Origin of the sequence: Roseateles sp. NT4, assembly GCF_051857475.1 — a bacterium.
Taxonomy (GTDB): Bacteria; Pseudomonadota; Gammaproteobacteria; order Burkholderiales; family Burkholderiaceae_C; genus Pelomonas.
In genome coordinates, this window is the sequence record NZ_JBPZGZ010000001.1 from 1,423,205 (window position 1) to 1,448,154 (window position 24,950).

General features: G+C 68.3%; 23 protein-coding genes. 7 read left to right on the forward strand and 16 right to left on the reverse strand.

Annotation, left to right across the window (positions count from 1 at the left end):
- Positions 1-494 precede the first annotated feature (494 nt).
- On the forward strand, positions 495-1,034 hold the full coding sequence (locus ACS5PN_RS06645; RefSeq protein ID WP_439463136.1) for a DUF2087 domain-containing protein: 540 nt from the start codon (positions 495-497) through the stop codon (positions 1,032-1,034).
- Here ACS5PN_RS06645 and ACS5PN_RS06650 read toward each other — a convergent pair.
- Positions 1,014-1,847, reverse strand: a complete 834-nt coding sequence (locus tag ACS5PN_RS06650; RefSeq protein WP_439463137.1) for a helix-turn-helix transcriptional regulator — start codon at positions 1,845-1,847, stop codon at positions 1,014-1,016. The genes ACS5PN_RS06645 and ACS5PN_RS06650 overlap by 21 nt on opposite strands.
- Before the next feature lie 104 nt (positions 1,848-1,951).
- Between ACS5PN_RS06650 and ACS5PN_RS06655 the strand changes: the two genes are divergently transcribed.
- Positions 1,952-2,839, forward strand: coding sequence for an SDR family oxidoreductase (locus ACS5PN_RS06655; protein ID WP_439463138.1), 888 nt, complete (start codon positions 1,952-1,954; stop codon positions 2,837-2,839).
- On the opposite strand, the gene ACS5PN_RS06660 is transcribed toward ACS5PN_RS06655, so the two are convergent.
- Genes ACS5PN_RS06660 through orn form a run of 3 tightly spaced genes read right to left on the reverse strand, consistent with a single transcriptional unit; the run spans position 2,824 to position 5,532 of the window.
- Positions 2,824-4,581: a bifunctional chorismate-binding protein/class IV aminotransferase gene (locus ACS5PN_RS06660; protein WP_439463139.1), complete on the reverse strand. Its 1,758-nt coding sequence runs from the start codon at positions 4,579-4,581 to the stop codon at positions 2,824-2,826. The two genes, ACS5PN_RS06655 and ACS5PN_RS06660, sit on opposite strands and share 16 nt — an antisense overlap.
- Before the next feature lie 10 nt (positions 4,582-4,591).
- Positions 4,592-4,975, reverse strand: a complete 384-nt coding sequence (locus tag ACS5PN_RS06665) for a hypothetical protein (protein WP_439463140.1) — start codon at positions 4,973-4,975, stop codon at positions 4,592-4,594.
- On the reverse strand, positions 4,972-5,532 hold the full coding sequence (gene orn / locus ACS5PN_RS06670; RefSeq protein WP_439463141.1) for an oligoribonuclease: 561 nt from the start codon (positions 5,530-5,532) through the stop codon (positions 4,972-4,974). Before orn ends, ACS5PN_RS06665 begins: the two co-directional genes overlap by 4 nt.
- A 51-nt stretch (positions 5,533-5,583) precedes the next feature.
- Between orn and ACS5PN_RS06675 the strand changes: the two genes are divergently transcribed.
- Genes ACS5PN_RS06675 through ACS5PN_RS06690 form a run of 4 tightly spaced genes read left to right on the forward strand, consistent with a single transcriptional unit; the run spans position 5,584 to position 8,952 of the window.
- On the forward strand, positions 5,584-6,855 hold the full coding sequence (locus ACS5PN_RS06675; protein WP_439463142.1) for a M48 family metallopeptidase: 1,272 nt from the start codon (positions 5,584-5,586) through the stop codon (positions 6,853-6,855).
- Positions 6,852-7,187, forward strand: coding sequence for a 4a-hydroxytetrahydrobiopterin dehydratase (locus ACS5PN_RS06680; protein ID WP_439463143.1), 336 nt, complete (start codon positions 6,852-6,854; stop codon positions 7,185-7,187). Before ACS5PN_RS06675 ends, ACS5PN_RS06680 begins: the two co-directional genes overlap by 4 nt.
- A complete protein-coding gene (gene rsgA / locus ACS5PN_RS06685) occupies positions 7,184-8,086 on the forward strand; it encodes a ribosome small subunit-dependent GTPase A (RefSeq protein ID WP_439463144.1) in 903 nt (300 codons plus the stop codon). Before ACS5PN_RS06680 ends, rsgA begins: the two co-directional genes overlap by 4 nt.
- The gene (locus ACS5PN_RS06690) at positions 8,083-8,952 is read left to right on the forward strand and encodes a DUF3047 domain-containing protein (protein ID WP_439463145.1); all 870 of its coding nucleotides are present in this window, start codon (positions 8,083-8,085) and stop codon (positions 8,950-8,952) included. Before rsgA ends, ACS5PN_RS06690 begins: the two co-directional genes overlap by 4 nt.
- Before the next feature lie 35 nt (positions 8,953-8,987).
- Here ACS5PN_RS06690 and ACS5PN_RS06695 read toward each other — a convergent pair whose 3' ends face one another.
- The 6 genes from ACS5PN_RS06695 to ACS5PN_RS06720 all read right to left on the reverse strand — a co-directional run bounded on the left by ACS5PN_RS06695 (position 8,988) and on the right by ACS5PN_RS06720 (position 15,581).
- Positions 8,988-9,239: a hypothetical protein gene (locus tag ACS5PN_RS06695; protein WP_439463146.1), complete on the reverse strand. Its 252-nt coding sequence runs from the start codon at positions 9,237-9,239 to the stop codon at positions 8,988-8,990.
- 93 nt (positions 9,240-9,332) lie between these two features.
- Positions 9,333-10,082 carry an SDR family oxidoreductase gene (locus ACS5PN_RS06700; RefSeq protein WP_439463147.1) on the reverse strand — a complete coding sequence of 250 codons (750 nt, stop codon included), beginning with the start codon at positions 10,080-10,082 and terminating at the stop codon, positions 9,333-9,335.
- 55 nt (positions 10,083-10,137) lie between these two features.
- Positions 10,138-11,094 (reverse strand): CsgG/HfaB family protein, encoded by a 957-nt coding sequence (locus ACS5PN_RS06705; protein ID WP_439463148.1) that lies wholly within the window; start codon positions 11,092-11,094, stop codon positions 10,138-10,140.
- 95 nt (positions 11,095-11,189) lie between these two features.
- Positions 11,190-13,550, reverse strand: a complete 2,361-nt coding sequence (locus ACS5PN_RS06710; protein ID WP_439463149.1) for a penicillin acylase family protein — start codon at positions 13,548-13,550, stop codon at positions 11,190-11,192.
- Positions 13,550-14,338: an SDR family oxidoreductase gene (locus ACS5PN_RS06715; protein ID WP_439463150.1), complete on the reverse strand. Its 789-nt coding sequence runs from the start codon at positions 14,336-14,338 to the stop codon at positions 13,550-13,552. Before ACS5PN_RS06715 ends, ACS5PN_RS06710 begins: the two co-directional genes overlap by 1 nt.
- 130 nt (positions 14,339-14,468) lie before the next feature.
- A complete protein-coding gene (locus tag ACS5PN_RS06720) occupies positions 14,469-15,581 on the reverse strand; it encodes an ABC transporter substrate-binding protein (RefSeq protein ID WP_439463151.1) in 1,113 nt (370 codons plus the stop codon).
- A gap of 191 nt (positions 15,582-15,772) precedes the next feature.
- On the opposite strand from ACS5PN_RS06720, the gene ACS5PN_RS06725 reads away from it, so the two are divergent.
- Positions 15,773-17,407, forward strand: coding sequence for a sensor histidine kinase (locus ACS5PN_RS06725; protein ID WP_439463152.1), 1,635 nt, complete (start codon positions 15,773-15,775; stop codon positions 17,405-17,407).
- Here the strand turns inward: ACS5PN_RS06725 and ACS5PN_RS06730 are convergent.
- The 6 genes from ACS5PN_RS06730 to ACS5PN_RS06755 form a co-directional block, all read right to left on the reverse strand.
- Entirely contained in the window at positions 17,401-17,601 is a 201-nt protein-coding gene (locus ACS5PN_RS06730) for a hypothetical protein (RefSeq protein WP_439463153.1), read from the reverse strand. The genes ACS5PN_RS06725 and ACS5PN_RS06730 overlap by 7 nt on opposite strands.
- A 56-nt stretch (positions 17,602-17,657) precedes the next feature.
- Complete coding sequence (gene gtfA / locus ACS5PN_RS06735) at positions 17,658-19,154, reverse strand: sucrose phosphorylase (RefSeq protein WP_439463154.1); 1,497 nt, start codon at positions 19,152-19,154, stop codon at positions 17,658-17,660.
- Positions 19,151-20,455, reverse strand: coding sequence for an MFS transporter (locus ACS5PN_RS06740; protein ID WP_439463155.1), 1,305 nt, complete (start codon positions 20,453-20,455; stop codon positions 19,151-19,153). The genes gtfA and ACS5PN_RS06740 overlap by 4 nt, the downstream gene beginning before the upstream one ends.
- On the reverse strand, positions 20,452-21,348 hold the full coding sequence (locus ACS5PN_RS06745; RefSeq protein ID WP_439463156.1) for a PfkB family carbohydrate kinase: 897 nt from the start codon (positions 21,346-21,348) through the stop codon (positions 20,452-20,454). Before ACS5PN_RS06745 ends, ACS5PN_RS06740 begins: the two co-directional genes overlap by 4 nt.
- A gap of 5 nt (positions 21,349-21,353) precedes the next feature.
- Complete coding sequence (locus ACS5PN_RS06750) at positions 21,354-23,645, reverse strand: TonB-dependent receptor (protein ID WP_439463157.1); 2,292 nt, start codon at positions 23,643-23,645, stop codon at positions 21,354-21,356.
- A gap of 227 nt (positions 23,646-23,872) precedes the next feature.
- Positions 23,873-24,931, reverse strand: coding sequence for a LacI family DNA-binding transcriptional regulator (locus tag ACS5PN_RS06755; RefSeq protein ID WP_439463158.1), 1,059 nt, complete (start codon positions 24,929-24,931; stop codon positions 23,873-23,875).
- Positions 24,932-24,950: the final 19 nt, after the last annotated feature.

The window sequence follows — 24,950 nt, forward strand, 5'->3', positions numbered from 1 at the left end:
ACGCACTGGCAAACAGCAGGCAAACGCGCGGCGCCGAGGGGCAGTCTTGGCCCTTCGGAATCACATAAGTCGCTGGGAGATAGATCAGCTCGCGTCGTGCGGCTCGGGCTTGTTACAGCAGCCCGGGTGCGGCGCGGGGAACAGTCAGTCAAAGCGACGGCTTCATCGCCGCCGACCGATCCGTGTTCGGAGTTTGATGCGAATGATCAAACGAGGTCAGAGGAGACGTGGAACACCTGGAGCAGGCCCCAGGCGAAGCCGCGACTGTAGCACAGATCAGGGTTTTTACGGAAGCGACCCTTGAGTCGCGGGTGTGAGGTCTGGCACACTCGCGACCCCGGGTCGGCAGAACACCCAGGCCTTGCCGCGCGGCACCCGCCGCGAGCTGAACCTGCCAAGCATCGCCCTCGTTCACGTGAAGCCCAAAGCGTGCGCCCTGGCTGCAAGTCGGCAAGCCCAGCCTCTTCTCGTTGGCGTGCGCATGGAGTGCCACCATGGCCCGTGAATCCCTGCCTCTCTTCGTGGACGACCTGTCCACCTTCGCCAAGTCCCTGCGTGCCCAGCTGTTGCAGCATGAGCTGCCGCAGCCGCCCGGCCACCAGACCCTGTTGAACATGCTGGCCCGCGCGGCCGGGCATCGCAATCTGCAGACGCTGAAGGCGAGACCTCCAGCGCCCCGGCCCCAAGTGGCTGCGCCCCCTGCCGACCTGAGCGACATCGTCAAGCGCACGTTGCGCCTTTTCGACGAGCAGGGCCGGCTGACCCGCCTGCCCGTCAAGCGCTCGCTGCAGCTGATGGCGTTGTGGGGCCTGTGGATGCATTTCGACGCCAAGCGGCCCTACACCGAGCGCGAGGTCAACCACATCCTGACCGCCTGGCACAGCTTCGGTGACTACTGCACGCTGCGCCGCGACCTCGTCACGCAGAAGCTGATGCACCGCACACCGGACAGCTCGGTCTACACCAAGCTGCCGGCGCGGCCGGACGAAGACGCGATGGCGCTGATGCGGACGCTACGCCAACTGGCCCATTAGCAGCTGCCGCACCCGCGCCTCGTCAGCCGGCGTGGCGGGGTGGTAGACGATCATCGTCAGGTCCGGCCGGCCTTCCACGGCCAGGCCGCTGTACTCCAGCGAGATCGCCCCGGCCACCGGGTGGTGGATGAGCTTGGCCATCTCGCCATAGCCCTCGCGCACATCGAGTTCACTCCACATCGCGGCGAACTCGGCATTGGCCGCGCTCAACTCGTCGACCAGGGCCTGCACGGCCTCACCGGCGCCCGCCCGCGCGACGTCGGCCCGGAAAGCCGCGACGACGAAGCGCGCGTCGCGGTCCCAGTTCGGGATGCGCCGGCGCGCCGCCGGGTTGCCGAAGATGTGGCGCAGGATGTTGCGCCGCTCGGGCGGCATGGCCGAGTAGTCGTTCAGCACGGCCGCGCAGGCGCGGTTCCAGGCGAGGACGTCCCAGGTCGGCGTGCGGATCATGGCGGGGCAATAGGCCAGCGCATCCAGCACCCGCTGCAGCCGCGGCGGCACGCCAGCCGTGGCCTGGAAGCGGACTTCCGGCGGACGGTTCTGCGCCAGCAGGAAAAGATGCTCGCGCTCCACATCGCTCAACTGCAGCGCGCCGGCCAGGCGCTCCAGCACCTCCGTCGACGGCGCACCGCCCCGCCCCTGCTCGAGCCAGGTGTACCAAGTGGGGCTGACATGGGCGCGCAAGGCGACCTCCTCGCGGCGCAGGCCCGGCGTGCGCCGGCGCGCCAGCGGCAGGCCCAGGGCGGCCGGGTCCAGGCGGGCGCGGCGCTCCTTCAGATAGCGGCCCAGCGGGTTGTCTTCGACAACGGACATCGTGATCCTGTTAGTGGCAATACCGGTATGCCGTCACGGCTTCACGCAAGCGACCCGGTTCGCGACAGTGGCGCCACTCCCACTGTTTTGCAAGGACTCTTCCCATGCATGTGTTCGTGACGGGCGCGACCGGCTTCATCGGCTCGGCCATTGTGCAAGAACTGCTTTCCCACGGTCATCGCGTGACCGGCCTGGCGCGCTCGGAGGCGACCGTCGAGGCACTCAACGCTGTCGGCGCCTCGGCGCACCGCGGTGACCTGACCGACCTCGACAGCCTGAAGCGCGGCGCGGCTGCGGCCGATGCCGTCATCCACACGGCCTTCAACCACGATTTCAGCCGCTTTGCCACCAGCTGCGAGGACGACCGCCACATCATCATGGCCCTGGGCGAAGCGCTGCTGGGCAGCAATCGCCGCCTCGTCGTCACCTCGGGCACCGCCCTGGTGGCGGCTGGCCGGCCCTTTGCCAAGGAGACGGACACGCCCTCCCCTCACCACCCGCGCGTCGCTTCAGAGCAGGCTGCGGCCCTGGCTGAACGTGGCGTGAAGGTCAATGTCGTACGCCTGCCGCCCTCGGTCCATGGCGAAGGCGACCATGGCTTTGTGCCGCTGCTGATCAACCTCGCGCGCCAGAAGGGCCTGGCCGCCTTCATCGGCGACGGCAGCAACCGCTGGCCGGCCGTGCACCGGCTGGACGCTGCCGAGCTGTTCCGCCGCGTCGTCGAGCAAGGCCGGCCTGGCGCCAGCTATCACGGGTCTGCGGAGACGGGCGTGGCCTTCGCCGACCTTACGGCCGTCATTGGCCGGCGCCTGGGCCTGCCGGCCCAGGGTCTGGAAGGCGAAGCGGTGGCGGCCCACTTCGGCTGGTTCGAGAAGTTCGCCGCGATGGACAACCCTTGCAGCAGCGAGGCGACGCAGCAGGAACTGGGCTGGCAGCCGCGGCACACCGGCCTGCTGGCCGATGTGGACCAGACGGCCTATTTCAGCAGCTGAGCCGGCAGCCAGCCACGCAGGCTGTTGAAGAAGGCCAGGCCCGTGACGCGGGCCAGGTCCTCGCGTGTCAGGCGCGCCTCGCGCACACGCCCCTGCGCCAGCAACTCGGCGCGCAGCACGCCGGGCAGCAGGCCGACCGCCAGCGGCGGCGTCAGCCAGTGGCCGTCGAGTTGCAGGGCGAGGTTGCCGAAGCTGCACTCGGTCAGCTCGCCGCCCTCGTTCCACAGGATGAGGTCAAAGGCCTCGGCCGGCTTGTCCAGGGCATAGAGCTCGCGCCGCGTCGTTTTGTGGGCCAGATATTCGGCCCGCGGGCCGCGCGTCGGCATCGGGCGGTCGGCGAGGGCCAGCTGCACCGGTTCGGCCGTTGGCGTGAAGACGGTCAGCGTGTGGCCGAATCGCCCCTCGGCATCGCAAGTCAGGCGCAGCCGCCAGCTGCCTTCCGGCTTTTCCGCAGCGATGGCCTTGAGATGCGCCCTCGCCTCGGCCAGCGAGAAACGCAGGCCGAAGTGGCGCGCCGTGCGCTGCATGCGGGCCAGATGGGCGTCGCCGCGCAGGGCCACGCCGGCTTCCAGGCGCAGCGTCTCCAACGCCTCGACGGGCGCCTCGGCGCGGGCCAGGAAGCGCGACTTGGCCCGCCACTCGGCGATCTCGGCGGCGGGTTCGCTGTCCAGCGTGATGGCGCTGCCGATACCGCAGGTCAATGCATTGCCGCCGAACTCGACCGTACGGATGGGCACATTGAAAGTCGCCACGCCGCCGGGCTGGATGAGGCCCAGCGCACCGCAATACCAGCCACGCGCCGTCGGCTCCAGCTCGCGGATGATCTGCATCGCCCTGACCTTGGGCGCGCCAGTCACGGAGCCGCAGGGGAAGAGAGCCGCGAAGGCATCGGCCAGCGTCAGACCACTGCGACTGACAGCGGTCACCGTGGACGTCATCTGCCAGACCGTGGGCAGCGCATGCAGCTCGAACAGGCGTGGCACGCGCACGGTGCCGAGCTGCGCGACGCGGCTCAGGTCGTTGCGAAGCAAGTCCACGATCATCAGGTTCTCGGCGCGCTCCTTCTCGCTGGTGCGCAGATGCTGCTGGGCCGCTTCGTCGTCGACGCGGTCGCGGCCGCGCGGCGCCGTGCCCTTCATGGGCTGGGCAGCCAGCAGCCAACTGGCCTTGGCGCCGGGCACAGGGCGCCAATCGAAGAAAAGCTCGGGCGACACGCTGGCCGCACCCGCCTCTCGCAGGAACAGGCTGAAGCCGCCGGGCTGGCTGGCATGCAGGGCCAGGAAAAGCTGCTCGGCATCCAGTGCACCAGCCTCGGCGCGCAGCCGCGTCGTCAGGTTGACCTGGTAGCAGTCGCCATCGCGGATGTAGCTGCGAATGCGCTCGATGGCGGCCGTGGCGTCGGGCTCGGAGTCGCGCCAGCTGAGCAGGCCGCTGTAGGCCGGCGGTGCTTCTGGCCAGGGCTCGGGGGGAGCGTCGTAGACGGCAAATTCGGCCAGCGGCGCTTTGCCCACATGCGTGGCAAAGGCCCGGTCGAAGGCCGCAGCCGCTTCGAAGCGCAACCCACCCAACACCCAGGCACCCGCTCGCGCGGCGGCCTGGGCTTGGCCGATGACAGCGGCCACCTCGTCCAACCGTGTCGCCCGCAGCCAGCGCGCCGGCGGCGTGCTCCAGCAGCCACGCAGGCGCTCGCCGTCCTCGCGGGCCAGCGGGTGGCGGGGGAAGTCGAAGGCGGCGTGCAGCACGCGGCCAGGCTTAGAAAGCCGTCAACGCGGACAGCGGCTCACAGGCCTTGTCGTCACCCACGTCGGGGCGGAAGCACAGCGCGTAAGCCTTGCCCTGGATCGTGCGGTCGACGGTGCTGCCTGCCGGCACGCCGATCCACTCGACATGCAGATCAGCTTCGGGCGCATCGGCATGCGGCGCGTCGATGAGGCGCACGCCGCAGCGACCCGTCATGGACTTGACGCAGCGCAGGCTGAGCTTGTGGTCGCTCAGCGTGTAGGCCAGCTCCCAGTCGCGACGCGTGTCGGTGCTGCGCACGACCTTCTGCACCAGGCGTGGCGCGCTGGCCGCTGGCTCTGCCGCATGGCTGGCGCTGACCAGCAGCGGCAGCGCGAGAACCAGGAGCGCCCTCATGCCAGGTTCAGGAAATGGGTGCGGTAGTGCACGAGCTCGTCGATGGACTCGTGGATGTCGGCCAGGGCGGTGTGCGCCTGGGCCTTCTTGAAGCCTTCCAGCGCGGCGGGCTTCCAGCGCTTGGCCAGTTCCTTCAGCGTCGACACGTCGAGGTTGCGGTAGTGGAAGAAGCTCTCCAGCTCCGGCATGTAGTTGGCCAGGAAGCGGCGGTCCTGGCAGATGCTGTTGCCGGCCATCGGGCTCTTGCCCTTGGGTACGTATTGCTTCAGGAAAGCGATGGTCTGGGCGGCGGCCTCGGCTTCGGAGACGGTCGAGGCCTTGACGCGGTCGATGAGGCCGCTCTTGCCATGGGTGCCCTTGTTCCAGGCATCCATCTTGTCCAGCGTCTCGTCGGTCTGGCGCACGGCGAAGACGGGGCCTTCGACGCGCTTCTCGAGGTTGGCATCGGTGACGACGACGGCGATCTCGATGATGCGGTCGGTGTCGGGGTACAGACCCGTCATTTCGAGGTCGATCCAGATGAGGTTGTTTTCGCTGAGGGCAAGGGTGTCGGACATGGTGGGCTCACTCTGAGGAAGCGGAATTCTCGCAGCCTAAACTTGAGGCTTATGTCTCCCCTGCTGTTGTCCCTGGCTTTTGCCGTCGCACTCGCGGCCTCCACCCTCGTCAAGTTCTGGTTGTCCTCGCGCCAGATCCGCCATGTCGCCGCCCACCGCAGCCGGGTGCCGGCCACCTTTGAAGGCAGCGTCACGCTGGCCGCCCACCAGAAGGCGGCCGACTACACCGTTGCCCGCTCCCGCTTCGGCCTGCTGGCCCTGGCCTTCAACGCTGCCGTGCTGCTGGGCTGGACGCTGCTGGGTGGCCTGAACGCACTCAACGGCTGGGTGCTGGCCGCCAGCGCCGCCTTGCCCGAGGCCTGGCAGGCCATGGGCTATCAGCTCGGCCTGGTGGCCGCTTTCCTGTTCATTGGCTCGCTGCTGGACCTGCCTTGGGAGCTTTGGTCCACCTTCAAGATCGAGCAGGCCTTCGGTTTCAACCGCACGACGCTCAAGCTCTTCATCGTCGACATGGCCAAGGGTTTGGCGGTCGGCGCCCTGCTGGGCCTGCCCATCCTGGCCCTCATCCTGTGGCTGATGGGCGCCGCCGGGCCGCGCTGGTGGCTGTGGGCCTGGGGCTCGTGGATGGGCTTCAACCTGCTCGTCATGGTCATCTACCCAACCGTCATCGCGCCGCTGTTCAACAAGTTCGAGCCGCTGACCGATGTGGCGCTGAAGGAGCGCGTCGAGCAACTGATGGCGCGCTGCGGCTTCGCGGCCAAGGGCCTCTTCGTCATGGACGGCAGCCGCCGCTCGGCTCATGGCAATGCCTATTTCAGCGGCTTCGGCCCGGCCAAGCGCGTTGTCTTCTTCGACACCCTGCTGTCCAAGCTCAACGGCGGCGAGGTGGAAGCCGTGCTGGCCCATGAGCTGGGCCATTTCAAGCACAGGCACATCACCAAGCGCATCTTGTTGATGTTCGCCATGAGCCTGGCCGGCTTTGCGCTGCTGGGCTGGCTGATGCAGCAACCCGCCTTCTACCTGGGCCTGGGCGCCCAGCCCAACCTCGGCGCGCCCAACGACGCGCTGGCCCTGATCCTCTTTCTGCTGGCCGGTCCTGCATTCGGCTTCTTCGCGACCCCTATCGCCAGCCACTTCTCGCGCCGCGACGAGTTCCAGGCCGATGCCTATGCCTGTGCCCAGGCCAGCGGCGCCGACCTGTCCTCGGCCCTGCTCAAGCTGCACGAGGACAATGCCGGCACGCTGACGCCCGATCCGGTCTACGCCCGCTTCTACTACTCCCACCCACCCGCTGCCGAACGGCTCGCAGCGCTCGCCTCATGAACGACCTGCTGCTCGCCCAATGTGACCCCAAGGCGCCGCTGATGGACGCCGACACCCGCGGCCGCGTGCTGGCCCAGTTGCCGGGCTGGCTGCCTGACGCCGAAAACAAGGTGATTGGACGGCGCTTCGGTTTCGAGAACTTCTACCAGACCATGGCCTTTGTCGACGCGGTCGCTGAGATTGCGCATGCCCAGGATCACCACCCCGAAATGCTGGTCGGCTACAACGCCTGCACCATCAGCTGGACGACGCATTCACGCGGCGGCCTGACCTTGAACGACGCGATCTGCGCGGCACAAGTGAGCGCCTTGCCCGAAGCGTCCGGCGGATGAGCCGTTTCAGCAATCTGGATCTGGGACTGGTGGTGCGCGGCCACGGCCGCCACTACATCGTCGAAGACTCCGAGGGCAAGCGCCTGGTCTGCCACCCGCGCGGCAAGAAAAGCGACGCCGTCGTCGGCGACCAGGTGCGTTTTGCCGAGACCGGCGACGAAGGCGTCATCGAGGCGGTCGAGCCGCGCCGCAATCTGCTGTTCCGCCAGGATGAGTGGAAGACCAAGAGCTTTGCCGCCAACCTCGACCAGCTGCTGGTGCTGGTGGCCGTCGAGCCCGTCTTCAGCGAGAGCCAGCTCGCGCGCTCGCTGATCGCGGCCGAGTCCGCCGGCATCCGCATGGCCATCGCGCTGAACAAGACCGACCTGCCCGGCACCGATTCGGCCCGTGAGCGCCTGGCGCCCTATCGCGCCATGGGCCTGAAGATGTTCGAGGTGGCGCTGAAAGCCGACCGAGAGGGCTCGCGCGCCACGCTGGACCCCTGGTTGGCGGATCAGCGCACCTTCGTGCTGGGCCCCAGCGGCACGGGCAAGAGCACGCTGATCAACCTGCTGGTCAAGGACGCCCAGGCCCAGGTCGGCGAGATCTCCCAGGCCCTGAACTCGGGCCGCCACACGACGACGACGACGCAGTGGTACTGGACCGACGAGACGCGCACGACAGCCCTGATCGACTCGCCCGGCTTCCAGGAGTTCGGCCTGCGCCAGATCGCTGCCGCCGACCTCTGGCGCTTCATGCCCGACCTGCGCGAGCACGCCGACTGCCGCTTCGCCAACTGTTCACATATTCACGAACCCGGCTGCGGCGTGCGCGCAGCGGTCGAGACGGGCTTGATCAGCGCGAGTCGATACCGCATATATGGCGAGATCCTCGAAGAGCTGCAACGCAAGACCTGGTGAAGACCGCCCTCCTGCCCCTGTTCGCCGCCGCCCTGCTTGCGGCCTGCGCCGCCCCCAACCCTGCACCTCCGTCCACTGCTGAAGGCTGGCAGCCGCTGGCCCTGCCGGGCAAGAAGCCGACGATCTATCACTGGACCGAGAAGGACGGCCGCCAGGCGCTGGAGGCTTCGTCCGAGCGTTCGGCCAGCATCTGGCGCAAGCGCCTGGACCCGGCCCTCACCAACGTCGGCGAGGTCAGCTTCTCCTGGTGGACCCAGGGCCTCATCGCTGGCGCCAATGTGGCCGACATCGACCATGAGGACGCCGTCGCCCGCGTCATCTTCGGCTTTGCCGGCGACATCGACAAACTGCCGCTGCGCACGCGCATGAAGTTCGAGCTGGCCCAGGCCCTGACCGGCGAGGTGCCGCCCTATGCGACGCTGATGTATGTCTGGGACAGCAAGCTGCCTGTGGGCAGCGTCGTCATCAACCCGCGCAGCGACCGCATCCGCAAGATCGTCGTCGACTCCGGCCCCGCCGAACTGCGCCGCTGGCGCGACCACAGGCGCAACCTGGCCGAGGACTTCCGCCTGGCCTTCGGCGAAGCACCGGGGGCGTTGACTTCGATGGCCGTCATGACCGACAGCGACAACAGCCGGGCCTCCGCCCGCACCTGGTACGGCCCCGTCGAATTGGAAGCCCCTCGCCCAGCCTCGCTGAACGCGAGCGAGTCTGGTCGGTCTTGCAGACCGCGCTGCGGCAGTGCCGCAGCTCTTCGGCAGGCACATGCCGCCCACCGGGCGCCATGTGTCCGGCCTCAGCCCCCGAGGGGACGGCGATGCTTGCGGCATCGAGCCGCAAGCACATCGCCAGCGCGGGCCGGCTAGGGAGCGGCCCGTCGCTCGGCCCGCAAATTCCCGAATCAGCGTTGCTCGGGCGAGCGCAACGACAGCGGCGCCGTCTCCGGCACTTCACGGGCCTCGACATCCACCACATCGCCCGCGGGCTCACGGCGCTGGGCCCAGGGGTTCTTGTTGACGCGGAACTGCAGATTGGGCTTGCGGCCGGTCAGCAGGCTGACCAGCAGGAAGCCCAGGAAAGCCAGCACGGCGATCAGGAAGAGGCCCAGGCCGATGAGGGCGCCAGCGGCGATCATCAGCAGACGGAGAAGCATTCGGAACAACGGCATGGCCCTATTCTGAACCCTGCCGAAATCGCCGGACTGTGGCAATGGTCACCCATTGCACATGCCGCGTCTGAGGGAGCCTCAACCCCGACCGACAAACGGCATGGTCGTGGCCATGACGGTCATGCTCTGCACATTGGCCGACAGCGGCAGGCCGGCCATGTAGACGACCGCCCGCGCGACGTCCTCGACGTCCATTCGCGGCTCGACCGCCATGGTGCCGTTGGCCTGGGGCACGCCGCGCGCCATCTTCTCGGTCATGTCGGTGGCGGCATTGCCGATGTCGATCTGGCCAGCCGCAATGTCGAAGGCGCGGCCGTCCAGGCTCAGGGCCTTGGTCAGGCCGGTGATGGCGTGCTTGGTGGACGTGTAGGGCGCCGAGAAAGGCCGCGGCGCGTAGGCCGAGATGGAGCCGTTGTTGATGATGCGGCCGCCGCGCGGCGACTGCGACTTCATCAGCGCGAAGGCGGCACGGGCGCACAGGAAGCTGCCGGTCAGGTTGGTGTCGACGACGGCCCGCCACTGTGCCACCGTCAGCTCGTCGATGGGCACCGGCGGGGCACCGATGCCGGCGTTGTTGAACAGCAGGTCGAGCCGGCCGAAGCGTTCGCGCAGGCTCGCGAAAGCCGCATCGACCTGGCCTTCGTCGCAGACATCGGTCGGCAGGACCAGCGCATCGGCCAGAGTCTCGCGCAGCGTTTCTTCGCGGCGCCCCATCAGTGCCAGCGTCCAGCCCTCGGCGGCCAGCGCGCGGGCCACGGCCCGCCCGATGCCGGAACCGGCGCCCGTGACGAGAGCGACCCTCAGTGGCGCACGGCCGTACGAAGCCACTGAGACGCCCCCCCGGGGGGCAGCTTGCGAAGCAAGCGTGGGGGCCGACATTTCTTCAGCGCCCGCTCGACGACACCAGGGTGCGCTGCACCCAGCCGCTGAAGTTGGCTGCGTCGACCTTGACGAAGCCGTCCTTGACCTCGCCGGTGGCGACGAGTTCGTCGCTGCGGTTCAGCGTGGCAACAACCTTGCTGTCGCGCGACGGGGCGGCATAGGCCTTCACATTGGAGATCTTGGCCACCAGCATCTGGCCGGCCGCGATGGGCGCGCCGGCTTGCGTGGAGGCGCCCGCGTTGGCGTCGCCGGCAGCGCTGCCGGTGCGGATCAGGCTTTGCTGGTCACGGATGGTCAGCACGATCTTGTTGTAGTTGTCCAGCAGGCTGGCGGCGATCAGCTTGCCTTCGGGCGTGCTGGTGTAGCCACCCATGCTGCCGATGGCGCCGTGGCCATAGCCCCAGCCGCCGATGGAGAAGTCAGTCTTGGTGGCCTTGCCTTCGGCGGCCGCCACCTGGATGCTGGAGCGCACATCGGCGACCAGCAGGCTGGTGCTGGCTTCCTTGAACTTGAGGCCGCCGGCGATGGCACCGATGCCGCCCAGCCGGTTGCCCAGCAGGCCACCGATGGCGCCGCCGACGCCGCCGGTGTTGTTGGCCGCGACCAGCACATTGGGCGTCATGACGAAGTCGGCCGCCTGCATCTGGCCCTTGCCGACATTGGATTCCTGGCGCATCTCGCCGGCGGCGGCGAGGTTGCGCTCCTGCTGCAGGTTCTGCATGGCCACGCCGCGCTCGACGACGTCGAAGCAGCCGGACTGCTGCACCATCATGCGCAGCAGCGACGCGGGCGAACCCAGGCCGTAATGCGACAAGTGGTTCCAGCCGCTCTGCGGCTCGGCCACGGCCAGCACGCCCATCTTCTTCTGGCATTTCTCGACATTGGAGCCGGCATCCTGCGCCTGGGCGCCCATGGCGGCCAGAGCCAGCACGGCCATGCTGAGAGTCTTGTTGTTCATCCTGAACCTCGCGTCGTCGTTGTCCAAAGCTGATGATTGTGCCCAGCACCCGGCCCATCCGGCGTCCCCATTCCGCTGGAACGGGGTCGCCTGGATCAGGGGCGCAGCACCAGGCGGTGGGTGGTTTCGCCGGGCAGGAAAGGCAGCGGTTCCCCCGCCAGCCAGGCGGCATGGTCGCCGCGGTAGAAGGGTGACATCGGGTGGCCGCTCTGGCCGCCGGGGATGACCAGGATGCCGCTCTCCTCATGGCCGGGCGAGACCACCATGCGCTCGCTCTGGCCATGGCCATGGTTGTGCACGCGCGGCATGTGGCTGTCGCCGGCCATGCCCTGGGAGGCCTGGTCCAGCCAGCCGGCCAGGGCGGGCACGGCCGCGCTCAAGGGGTGGCGCATGCTGGTGGAGTTGTCGGCTCCCCAGGTGGCCGCAGCCAGGCTGCCGTATTTGCCGATCAGCTCCTTGCGGCTGTCCAGCACGGCACGCTGCAGCAGTTCAGGCCAACTCTTGAAGGCCGCCGGCAAGGTGTCGGGCCGGGCGGCCTGGATCAGGGCCCAAGCCGGCGTCTCGGGCACCAGCTTCAAGTCGGACAGCTTCAGCCCCTGGGCCTCCAGCAGACCGGCCAGCGGGTCGAAGAGGTTCTTCAGGGCCTGCAGGCGGAAAGACCTCACCAGCAGATAGCCGACCGCGTCCGGTCGGGCCGCGTCGGCGCTCTTCTCGACCTCGGCACGGTAGTCGGCCAGGCCATTGGCGGCGACGAAGTCGGGCGTCAGCACCTGTTCCAGCAGCAGCTGGCGCCAGTGCTGGTGGAAGAGCGCGCGGTGGTCGAGCTGGATGGCGTGCAGGCCGGCCTCGTCGAGCTTGTCCTGGGCGCGCAGGCCGTCGCGGATCTGCATGCCGCGGGCGCCAAGGTCGTAGCCGCCGTTGCCCAGGGTCTTCAGTGCGTCACCGCCCACCATGCGCGAGTTGGCCGTCCACAGCCGGCCGTCGGCCGGATCGATGATGCGCGGCTGCTCCGACGCGCCGAGATAGCCCTGCCAGCGCGAGCGACCGTCGTTCCAGTCCTGCGGGCGGTCGATGTCACCGGCGTCGACTCGCTTGGGCATGGCGCCGATGACGGTCCAGGCGATCCGGCCGCCGGCATCGGCGACCAGCAGATTCTGGGCCGGCATGCCGGCTCCCACGGCCAGTTGCACGGCCTCGTCGACATTGCCCGCCGTCTCCATATGCATCAGCCGCAGATTCATGCCCTCGCGGTCGTGCGCCACCCAGCGCAGCACATAGGCCTGGCCTGCCGGCGCCTTCTGCGGCATGACCGGGCCCCATTCGCTTTCCAGCACGACATGGTCGACGGCGGCCTCGCCGGCGATCTCGATGCGCTCCACCGCCTTCTGCAGCGGCTTTTCCGCGCCGCCCGCCAGGTAGTGCGTGCCGGCCGCATTGAGCTTGAGAGCGACGACGTCGGCCCAGTCCGAGGTCGTGTTGGTGAAGCCCCAGGCCACATGACCGTTGCTGCCAACCACCAGCAGCGGCGCGCCCGGGAGCGTCACGCCGGCCACGTCGTGGCTGCCGGCGCCGTCCTTCCATTTCATGCGCGCCTTGAACCAGGTGCCAGGCGTGCGCAGCCCCAGATGCATGTCGTCGGCCAGGATGGCACGGCCGGCGGCGCCGTGGGCCGCCGCCACGGCGAAGTTGTTGCTGCCCAGGTCGCGCGCGTCGCGCAGGCTGCAGTCGCTGCAGGCCACCTTGGCGGCGCGCAGGGCGGCAGGCAGCGGGCTCGCCGGGAGCGGCACGGCGGCCACGCGGCTGTCGTCCATGGCGGCCTGCCAGTCGGCGCTGTGCTGGGTCAGGAAGGCGTACCAGTCGTCTGGCACGGCCTCGCGCAGCAGGCCGGTGGCGACGTCGTCGCGCCCCTGCGAGCCCTGCAAATCGAGATACATGCCGTAGGCGACCAGCACGGTGTCGGCCGGCAGCCAGGGCTGGGGCTGCTGGCGCAGCAGCAGGTATTCGGGCGGCCGGGCCGACAGGCCGGCCAGCCCCGCGTTCACACCGCTCACATAGGCGTCCAGCAGCGCGCGTTCGTCAGGCGGCAGCAACGCGATGCCGGCTTCGGCGCGATGGCGGAAGCGGTGCATGCGGCGCGCCTTGTCCAGCGGCAGGGCCTTGGCCCCGACCAGGGCCGACAGCTCGCCGGCAGCGTTGCGGCGCATCAGATCCATCTGGAAGAAGCGCTCCTGGGCATGCACAAAGCCCAGCGCCCGGGCCACGTCCAGGCGGTTTTCGGCCGTGATGGTCAGGTAGCCACGGGCGTCGCGCTGCAGTTCGGCCGGCGCGCTGAGGGCCGCAACCGCACGCTCGCCATCGAGTTGGGCCAGGCTGCCGCGCAGGGCCAGCCAGACGCCCAAGGCGAGCAGCAGCACGAGGGCCAGCAGGCCAATGAGGATGCGCTTGAGCCATGTCATCAGAAAGTCCCTGGATAGTTCCCGCCATCGAGCAGGATGTTCTGACCGGTCAGATAGCCGGCCTGGGCGCTGCAAAGCATGGCGCAGAGAGCGCCGAACTCGGCCGCGGTGCCGAAGCGCTGGGCGGGGATGGTCGAGCGTCGCTTGGCGGCTACTTCGTCGACGCTCGCGCCAGTCTTGGCCGCACCGGCCGCCATGGTCTTCTTCAAGCGGTCGGTGTCGAAGGCGCCGGGCAGCAGGTTGTTGATCGTCACATTGGCGCCCGCCAGTCGCGGCTGCCTGGCCAGGCCCGCGACGAAGCCGGTGAGACCCGAGCGCGCGCCATTGGACAGGCCGAGCACGTCGATGGGCGCCTTCACGGCGCCCGAGGTGATGTTGACGATGCGGCCGAAGCCGCGTGATGCCATCGCATCGACCGTCGCCTTGATGAGCTCGATGGGCGCCAGCATGTTGGCGTCCAGCGCGGCGATCCACTGATCGCGGCCCCAGTCGCGGAAATCCCCGGGCGGCGGACCGCCGGCGTTGTTGATGAGGATGTCGACGCGCGGGCAGGCTGCCAGCGCCGCCGCGCGACCCTCGGGCGTGGCAATGTCGCCGGCCACGACACGCACCTCGACGTCAGGGTTCAGGGCCCGCAGCGCATCGGCCGTGGCCAGCAGATCGGCCTCGCCGCGCGCCGTGATGACGACGTTGACGCCCTCGCCCACCAGCGCCTCGGCGCAACCGCGGCCCAGCCCCTTGCTGGCCGCGCAGACCAGGGCCCAGTGGCCCTTCAATCCCAGATCCATGATGCTCCCTGCAAAAAGCTGCGGCTCGCGCCAGCGAGCCGCATCATCGCGCGACTGCCGCGGAGCTGGCTTTGCCAGGCCGCTGGCAGTGCCCCCTTTCAAAGGGGGGCAGCCGTCAGGCCGTAGGGGGTTAGCGCTTAAATTTGCCTTCCTCGCCGATGATGGACACGTCGGCGTATTCCAGGCCGTTGTGTTCCTTGTCGGTGTAGTGCACCTGCAGGCCGCCGAGGTCGATGCGGGCACCGTCCAGCGCCTTGACCAGGCTTTCGCGCGTGACGTCCTTGCCCGGCACGCGCTTGAGCGCTTCGACGACCAGCTTGGCCGCGGCATAGCCTTCGACGTGGGCCGGCGTCAGCTCGTTGCGGCCGGCAGCCTTGGCCAGCAGCAGCGCCTCCCGCACCATCAGGTTGGCGGTGGAGCGCTCGTAGGGGAAGAGCTGGGTCACGATGACGCCGCGGCCTTCGTTGCCCAGGGCCTTCACGAAGTCAGCCGAGGCGTTGTTGGACAGCGTGGCCACATGGGCCGTGGAGCCGGCCTCGCGCAGCGCCTTCACGCCTTCCACGACGGCATAGGACGGGCCGATCAGCACGACGGCCTCGATGCCGGCCTTGGCGATGGACTGCATCACCGGCGCGAGATCGGGCTTGTTGCGGTCGAAGCGCAGGCTGGACATGGCGCGCAGCTTGATGTCGTCCAGGCCCTTGATGGCGCCCTTGCCGGCGTCGTTGCCGAAGGGGTCGTTGACCTGCACGATGGTGATGCGCTTGACGCCGATGCTGGCCAGGTTCTTGACCGCCTTCTCGGCCTCTTTCTGGTAGCTGGCGCGCAGGTGGTAGACCCAGGGCTGGACGGGGTCGCGCAGGCTGGCCGCACCGGTGGCGGGCGCCAGCAGCGGCAGCTTGTTCTCCTTCAGCACCGGCAGCAGGGCCTCGGTCGGGCCGGTGCCGCGGCTCAGCATCAGCGCCAGCACACCCTGGCTGGCCAGGTTCTTGGCCGCGGCCACGGCGGTCGCGTTGTCGTATTTGTCGTCCTGGGTGATGAGCTCGATGTTCTGGCCCTTGATGCCACCCTGGGCATTGATGGAGTCGAAATAGAGCTTTGCGCCCTCGACGCTCTCCTGCACGACACCAGCGACCGGGCCGGTAAAGCCCGCCACCATGCCGATGCGCAACTGCGCAAACGCGATGTTCGATGTTCCGATGCAAGCAGCGAACAAGGCCGCCAGGCCAACCCAACGCTTCACTGTTTTTCTCCAGGACATGCGCCCACAGGGGCGCCTTTATGGCCGCGGATTGTGCGGCCAGCCCCCCCGCCCCCAGCAGCCCCTCTCCCCCAGGAAAAACCCGAGCCTCACCGGGTCGGAATGCGCATTTCGACCGCTTTTGCCCGGCCTACACTCGGACGGCCCGTCGCGTTCCTCGGGCGTAACCGTCCATGCCGGAAAGCCCCCTGCCGCCGCCGCCGATCGCCCTGCCCCGCGCGCCCCTCCCCGCGTTCGGCTGGCAGCGCAGTTCCCTGACCTTCGCCGTCGTGCTGGCCCTGCTGCTGGGCCTGCTGCTGCCGACGACGGCCGTGCTGCTCTACGACGGCCAGAAGACCCGGGCCACGGCGATGGAAGACCTCAAGCGTGACCTGGCGCGCGCCACCGAGGTCATGGCCCTGTCGCTGGCCGAACCGGTCTGGCAGGTCTCGCCCGACCTGGCCGACCCCATGGTCAAGGCTCAGATGGACGACCCGCGCTTCGTGTCCGTGCAGGTGGTGGAGCCGGCCTCGTCGGCGCCCTTCCTGTCGCAGCAGCGCGCCGGCGACAAGCCCGATGCCGACCTGGTGCTGAGCCAGACCCGCCCCATCCAGCGCGACGGCCGCGAGATTGCCAAGCTGACGGTCAGCATGAGCGCAGCCCCGCTGCTGCAGGCCAAGCAGGCCGAGGTCTGGCGCACGGTCTGGCGCAGCGTGCTGACCCTGACCCTCTCCCTGGTGCTGATGCTGTGGGTGTTGCAGCGCTATGTGATGCGCCCCATGACCGAGTTGACCGGCGCCGCCGAGGCCCTGGCCGCCGGACGGCTCGACCAGCCCCTGCGCGTGGCCGGCGCCGACGAGATCGCGCGCGTCGGCGTGGCCATGGAGCGCATGCGGCAGGCCTTGCTGTCGGCCTTCGAGGCCCTGCGCCAGCACAACGTCAACCTGGAAGAGACCGTCACCCAGCGCACCGCCGAGCTGACGGCCAGCAATGCCGAACTGTCAGAGGCGCTGGAGACCCTGCAGAAGGCGCAGCGAGAACTGGTCGAGTCGGAAAAGCTGGCCTCGCTGGGGAGGCTGGTGGCCGGCGTCGCGCACGAGCTCAACACGCCGCTGGGCAATGCGCTGACCGTGGTGTCGGCCCTGGACGACCGCTACAAGCAGCTGGAAGCCATGCTGTCGGGCACCGTGCAGATGCGCCGCAGCACGCTGGAGGAACTGGCCCGCGACACGCGGCGCGGCCAGGACATCCTGCAGCGCAATGTGCAGAAGGCCGCCGACCTGGTGCGCGACTTCAAGCAGGTGGCCATCGACCAGACCGCCGACCTGCGGCGCGACTTCGACCTGGCCAAGGTCGTCGAGGACGTCATGGTCATGGTGGAGCCCAGCTTCAAGCACACGCCGTTCGTCATCGACACCGACCTCTGCCACGGCCTGGTCATGAACAGCTACCCCGGCGCCCTCGGCCAGGTGTTGACCAATCTGCTGATGAACGCGCTGCTGCACGGCTTCGAGGGCATGGAGAACGGACACGTCAAGGTCCATTGCGCGCGGCTGGATGAAGAGCAGGTCGAACTCAGCGTGACCGACGACGGCCGCGGCATGGACGAATCCGTGCGGCGGCGCATCTTCGACCCCTTCTTCACGACCAAGCTGGGCACCGGCGGCTCGGGCCTGGGCATGCACATCGTGCACAGCATCGTCACCAATGTGCTGGGTGGCCAGATCGAGGTGAGGTCCTCGCCCGGCCAGGGCACCCAGATGCTGATGAAGCTGCCGCTGCTGGCGCCCCAGCGCGCCACACCGGGCTCAGACAGCCAGGTTCACTGAGACGCGGCCGAGGCCGGCGCCGACGGGGCGTCGACAGCGGCGATCGCGGCCGACGCCGCCGAAGCAGCCGGCTCATGGGCACCCGCGGTCACGTCGTGCTTCTCGCCGCCCATGTCGATATTGCCGCCGCTCTTCATCAGGATGAACAGCGCCAGCGCGGCAAACACGGCAAAGCCGACCACGATCTTCCACATGAGATTCACTCCGGTTGTGTTGAAACCGGAGGGATTCTGCTCAGCCAGGCTGACGCTCAACTGAAGGCGAAGCCTGCGGCCTGCCCGTCCTCGGCGCTGTAGGTCAGTTCATGGGCCAGGGTCGCGAAATCCACGCGCAGGGTTGCCTTGTCGAAACCATGCTGCCAACGCAGATGCAATACCTCATCACCGCTGGTCAGCACCTCGAAGCTGCCCCCGAAAGCTGGATGGCGGTTGCGCAGCTGGATCAGTTCGATGAGGCGGCGCACGACCGGCCGCTCGCAGTCGCCGATGATCTCGTCGGCGCTGTAGAAATGGCGATTGATGTCGCGGCCAACCTGGGTGCGGGCCAGCAGTTCCATGTCGTTGTGCCCGGCCAACAGGCCGACGTAGTAAACCTGTGGCACGCCGGGCAGGAAGAACTGGATCGCACGGGCCAGCAGATAGGCGGTCTCATCGCGGCCCATGGCGTCGAAGAAGCTGCAGTTGACCTGGTAGAGGTCGAGGTTGCTGGCCGCGGCACCGGTGGCCTTGCGGCTGTCGCCCTGGCTGGCGGTGTGGATGCGCTCGACCAGGGCGTCCAGCTCCTCGGGCGGCACCAGGCCGGGGTGGGCGACGCGGTCACCGGCATCGGCGCCGATGTCGATGATGCCGATGCCGTCGTGGGTGTCGAGCACGGTCAACGCGTTGGTGGGGCGGATGGCGATCCAGCGCTTGAGCGCGGCGGCGGTGCGGAAGCTGAAGGCGTGCAGCACCAGCGGCGGCAGCGCGAAGTCGTAGACCCAGTCGACCTTGGACGCGATGTCGATCTGGCGCTGGAAGTAGCTGTGGATCTCCACCAGCACCTCGATGCCCAGCGCCCGCGCCTCGCACGCGAACTCGGCGATGAAGTCGAAGGTCTCCGGCATCATGAAGCAGCTCGCGCCGGCCTTCTTGATGGCATAGCCGACGGCGTCCAGCCTCACCATGCGGATGCCGCTGTCGGCCAGCGTATGCAGAATGCCGCTGAGGTAGGCACGCCCCTGCGGATGGCGCACGGCGATGTCGATCTGCGCGGCGGTGAACGTCGTCCACAGGATGCGGCGCTCGCCGTTGCGCAGCGTCGCATAGGTCAACGGCAGACCGGGGCGGGGGCGATAGACGCTCAACAGGTCCCGCTCGGTCGCGCCGTTCGGAAACACGACGTCCAGCGTCAGGAAGAGGCCCGCATAAGCCGAGGCATCGCCATTCGCGGCGTAGTCGACAAACTGCGGCGACTCGCTGGACATGTGGTTGACGATGACATCGGCCATCACGTCGACGCTCTCGGTCAGGGTCTTGATGTCGCTCCAGCTGCCCAGGCGAGGGTCGACCTGGGTGTGGTCGATGGGGTCGAAGCCGGCATCCGCACCATCGATGGCATGAAAGAAGGGCAGCAGATGCACGCCGCCGAAGACGCCGGCCAGCGGCGAACCCGGCTCGGTGAGCAGTTTCCCGAGCCGAATCAGGTCGGCGCCGTCGCGCTGGCCGCCGAGGCGGTCGACATAGGTGATGAGCTGGACCTGATTCTTCATGAGGGGGACTTCGGGGTCTTGACCGCCAACACGCAAGCCGCGGCCATCGCGAGCAGCACGCCGGCGAGGCGGATGACGTTCTCGGGGCGGCTGCCGAGCAGGGCGTCGTAGAACAGCGGCAGCGTCACCGCCTGGATCAGCATGGGGATGACAATGAACATGTTGAAGATGCCCATGTAGACGCCGGCGCGCTCGGGCGGGATGCTGCCGGCCAGCAGCACATAAGGGTTGCCCATGATGGAACCCCAGGCCAGTCCGACGCCCACCATGGGCAGGAAGAGCCAGGCCTTGTCCTGGATACCGGGCAGCGCCCACATGCCGGCCGCTGCGCAGGCCAGAGCAAAGGCGTGGACCCATTTGGCGCCCAGTCGGCGGGTGAACGGAACCATCGCGAAGGCGGCTACGAAGGCCACGGCGTTGTAGAAGCCGCCGACCTGGCCATTGAGCAGGGCCGCATCACGAAAGCCGGCGCTGCGCGGATCGTCCGTGCCGAAGACGGTGGTCGCGAGCGTGGGCACGATATAGATCCAGTAGCACATCATCCCGTACCACTGGAACAGCGCCATCCACCACAGGCGCCGCATGGTGGCGGGCATGTCGCGCAGCGCGGCCCAGATCTCGGCCAGGGTCGCGCCCAGGCCGTGAGGCAGCGCGCGCAGCCGCGCCACCTCCTCGGCCGGAAGCGGCAGCTCAGGCACCTTGTGGATGGACCACCAGACCGTCGTGAAGGACAGCAGCGCACCGACGCCGAAGGCCAACGTCGTCACCAACGGAATGCCGTTGGCACCCAGCGCGTCCTTGTTCATGCCAAAGGCCACGAGCAGGCTGGGCGTCAGATAGGCCAGGGTCTGCGCCAATCCCGTGAACGAAGCCTGGGTCAGGAAGCCGCTGGCATGCTGCTCCTCGCGCAGGCGGTCGCTGACATAGGCGCGGTAGGGCTCCATCGTCACGTTGTTGGCCGCGTCCAGGATCCACAGCAGACCGGCCGCGAACCACAGCGCCGGGCTGAAAGGCATGGCCAGCAGGCCCAGCGAGCAGATCAGCGCGCCGATGAGAAAGTAAGGCGTGCGGCGGCCCAGGCGGTGCGTGGTGCGGTCGCTCATCGCGCCGATCAGCGGCTGCACCAGCAGGCCGGTGATGGGCCCGGCCAGCCACAGATACGGCAGGTCCTTGCCTTCGGCGCCGAGCATCTGGTAGATCGGGCTCATGTTGGCCTGCTGCAGGCCGAAGCTGAACTGGATGCCGAGGAAGCCGACATTCATGTTCACGATCTGCGAGAAGGACAGATGGGGCTTGTTCATGCGCGGGCCTCTCCGGCGGGCAACGAGTGGAGGGCCTCGCGCCAGGAGGCCAGGGCCGCCGGGTCGTCGGGAAGCGGGCCCCGGACGCCGCAGATCATCGAGGCATAGCGGTTGGCCAGGCTGAGCGTCGCGGCCAGGCTGCGGTGCAGCGACATCCCGGCCAGCAGCATGGCGGTGAAGGCGTCGCCTGCGCCGACACTGTCGACGAAGGCGGGCTGTACCACCCCGTCGCCACTGGCGAGCAGCTGCCCCTGCTCGCCGTACAGCGCGTAACCCTGAACACCCCGCGTGACCAACAGGCCCTGCAGTGCGAAACGGGCCATCAGCGCGGGCAAGGCAGGCTCGAACCAGCCGAGCAGACGGTCGAGCTCGTCTTCGTTGATCTTGACCCAGTCAGCCAGCATCAACGACTCGGCTGCGAGGGCCGGCGAGTCGGTGCCCGGGCGAAGGTTGAGGTCCAGCAAGCGCGGTCCCGCAGCCCGTTTGACGACCGAGCGGATCGTGGCGCGAGACACCAGGTGCCGCTGGGCCAGGCTGCCGAAATAGACCATGCCCGAGCCGACGGCGCCGGGGCGTTCCAGGTGGTCCCAGGCGGCGTCGGCATGGATCTCGAAGCGGTGGCCGCCGCCCTCCTCCTCGTGAACGCTGACCCGGCCCGTGGCATGGTGGGCATCCCGCTGCAAGCCGGCCACCGCCAGACCGAAACGGGCTGCACTGTGCAGCACCAGACGGCCGCCCACGTCGTCGGCTCCGATGCGGCTGACGAAGCGCACCGGGGCGCTGAAGGCCGCCAGCGAACGAGCGACATTGAAGGGCGCGCCGCCGGCAACCGGCCCGTCGTGGAACCCGTCCACCAGGGCTTCGCCGAGCACGAGGATGGGGGTGGCGGCCATGCGCTTCAGAAGCTGTAGCGCAGCGAGGCCTTGACCGTGCGACCCGTGTAGGCCCGCGCGGCGCCGCGGCCATCGTTGCTCTCGGTGTAGGCCAGCTCGTTGAAGAGGTTGTTGGCGGCCAGCGAGAGCGTGGCGCGGTTGGTGATGGCGTAGCTCGCGAAAGCGTTGACGACGGTGTAGGCCGGCAGCGTGATGGTCAGTGGACCGGTCGGGCCGTCGTCCAGGCTCTTGGTGGTGCCGACGATGCCGACGCCGAAAGTCAGCGCGTCATTGAGGTTGACCGTGGGCGTGAGCTGATAGACGACCTTGGCCTGCCGTTTCGGCGCCCGCCCATCAGCCTGCTTGGCGTCCGTGTACGTCAGCCCCCCCAGCAGGTTGACAACGCCCCAGCGGGCCGAGCCTTCCAGTTCCAACCCGTTGCTGCGGTAGCTGTTGGCCTTGGCGACGATGGGGTTGGTCGTCACGTCGACGTTGACCTCGTCGGTCTTGGCGTGGAAGAGCGTGGCAAACAGGCTCATGCCGCCGCCGCGAATCTTGATACCGGCCTCGGCCTGCTTGACCTTGTTGGTCGGGATGGTCGGGCTCTTGCCGTTGACCAGGTTGGGGTTGTTGAAGAAGGTGATGCGGTCGGCGTTGTAGGCGGCGCCATCGGAATAGCGGGCGAACAGCGACAGGTCCTTGTTCAGCGCGTAGTTGCCGCCCAGCGAGTAGGAGGTGCGACCGAAGTCGTAATCGATGACGTTGGGCTTGCCGAGGTCATAGGCCAGGCCGGCGTTGGACTGGTAGTAGGCCCCGCTGGCGTTCTGGTTGTCGCGGCGCAGGCCGATGTCGGCGGACAGCGCGCCGGACTCCAGGTTGAGCACCAGATAGGGCGCGGTGGTCGTGTACTTGCTGTCCTGGGTGTTGCTGCAGCAGCCGCCGAAGCCGGGTGAACCGTTGACGGCACCGGGCACGTTGAGCACGCGGGCGCCATCCTGGTCGGCCGAGAGCGAGTACTGGTTGAAGTTCCACGTCAGGTCGAGCTTCTGCACCGAGGTGTAGAGGCCGGCGACGGCGCTGAGCCGGGTTGCGCCGCCGAGGTCGAAGTCGCGTGAGAACTTGAGGTCGTTGGCCATCAGGCCGACGTTGTCGACCTGGGTGTTGAAGACGACGGCGGTGAACTTGCTGCCGGTGTAGGCCTTGCCAGCGTCCGGGCCGGTCGCGATCGTCGTGCCGGCCGGTGCCGCGGCCACATCGTCGCCCGGGAAGATGCCGATGAAGCGGCCGGAGTTCTTGCTCCAAGAGAACTTGTTCTGCAGGCGAAAGCCACCGCCGGCATCGAGGTCCATCTCGGCGCCAAAGGCATCGCTCTTGGCGGCCAGACCATCACGAATGTTGCTGGTGGCGCGGCCGTTGGTGTTCGTCAGCGTGCTGTCCATGGGCCAGGCAGCGTCGTAGAAGGCCGTACGCCGTGGGTCCAGGCCGGGGATCTGCTGGATGCTGCCGTTCACGTAGCGCACCGGCGTGGGCATGAAGGTCGGGCTGTGGTCGTCCAGGTGCTTGAGGCTGAAGCGCACATAGCTCCTGCCCTCCAGCTCGAACGTCACGTTGGCGCGGATCTGTCCGCCATTCTCCGTGCCGTCGGCACCCTTGCGGCCCCCATCGCCGACCCGGTAGAAGCCGCCGATGAAGAACCGCGTCTTGGGCGCCAGACGGCCGCCATAGCCGAAGTCGACGCGGGTCTGGTCGAAGTCCAGGCCCTTGGTCAGCTGGATGCTGCCGCCCTGCTCCACCCCGGTCTTGCTGATGAAGTTGATGATGCCGCCGGGCGCGCCCGTGGCCAGCAGCGCTGCCGAGCCGCCGCGCACGACTTCCAGGCGTTCGAAGCCGGCGTCGGCCCGCATCCAGGTGTCGGGCGTGGCAAAGGCGATATCGCCGAACTGCAGCAGCGGCAGGCCGTCTTCCTGGAACTGGATGTAGCGCGCACCACCGGCCGAGACCGGGATGCCGCGCACCGCGACGTTGGCATTGGATTCGCCGCCGCTGGCCTCGGCGCGGATGCCCGGCACAGCGCGCAGCACATCAGTGGCGCTGGCGGCAGTGACGGCTGTGACGCCTTCGCTCTCGATGGTCGAGATGGCGACGCTGGAGCGCATCTTGGACTTGGCTGCTGAGCTGCCGGTGACGACGACGGCGTCAAGCTTGAGGCCGTCGGGGGTCTCGGTGGCGGCGGCCTGTTGGGCCTGGGCGGCGGCGCCGATGAAGCCCAGGGCCAAGGCAGCGGCCAGGGGATGGGGGCGTGGGCGGGTGATGGGCATGTCGTCTCCTGTTGTCGGTATGCGGGCGCCTTCTGCGAGGCGAGGCGGCAGGCGCCGCGATGAGCGCCTATCCGTGTCGACATTCTGTGCGCGTTCAGCTTGTTTTGCAATCGATTGCAATTCAGTAGAAGCACTTATATAAATGAATAAATTGAGATCTTCACAAATTCAATGGAAACGATCGCAAGCCGCCGGAGGCGCGCTCCGGACTCCAAATACCTCGGAGTTCAAGCCTTGGCCGCGGGGGCGCTCTCGCGCAGCCTCAGGTAGACGGGCATGGTGCGCGGCCCGGCACGCTCGCCACGCAACTGACCCAGAAGCGCCTCGACAAGCTCGGCGCCAGCTTCCGCCACGGGCTGGTGCACGGTCGTCAGCGGCGGATCGCAGTAGGCGGCCAGCGGCATGTCGTCATAGCCGACGACCGCGACATCGTCCGGCACGCGGCGACCGGCGGCGCGCAGGGCCTGGACCATCAACATGGCCAGTACGTCACTGCAGCAGACGACGGCATCGAAGTCGCTGTGCGCGGCGCAGAACTCGCGCACCTGGCCCGTTGCGACACTGGGCTCGAAGGGCGCCGGCAATTCCAGCGCTGGATTGACCTCCAGGCCCGCCTCGCGCAGCGCCTGCTGATGGCCCTGATGACGCAGCCAGACTTCGGGCAGGCGGGCGTCACCGATGAAGGCGATGCGCCTGCGCCCCAGCGCCAGCAGATGCCGCGTGGCCAGTGCGCCCCCCAGCACATTGTCGCCACCGACGCTGCAATACAGCTGCTGCGGCATCTCGCCGCCCCAGACGACCAGCGGCAGCTTGCGCGCCGCCATCTCGTTGAGCTGGTCGTGCTGGCGCCACTGGCCGATGAGGATGACGCCGATGGCCTTGCCGGACTCGAACCAATGCGAGGCCAGGTCCAGCCGTTCGGCATCGACGCGCGACAGCAGCATGTCGTAGCCGCGGTCGGTCAGCGCGTCGGCGATGGCGCCGACGATGGACAGGAAGAAGGGGTCGGAGATGTGCTGGCGCGACTTGGCGTCATAGGGCACGACGACCGCCACCGTCTTGTTTTCTTGCAGGCGGAGATTGCGGGCGCCGAAGTTGATCGAGTAGTTCAGCGAGCGTGCCAGTTCGGCGACGCGCTGGCGGGTTTCGGCATTGACGAGTTCGCTGCCGTTCAGGGCTCGCGACACGGTGGACACCGACACGCCGGCCAGGCGGGCGATGTCGACCATCTGCAGCCGCCGCTGTTCGCCGGCGCCGCCGTCGGGGGAGTCTTTGGACTTGGACATCCGCGGCATCCTCGCAGGG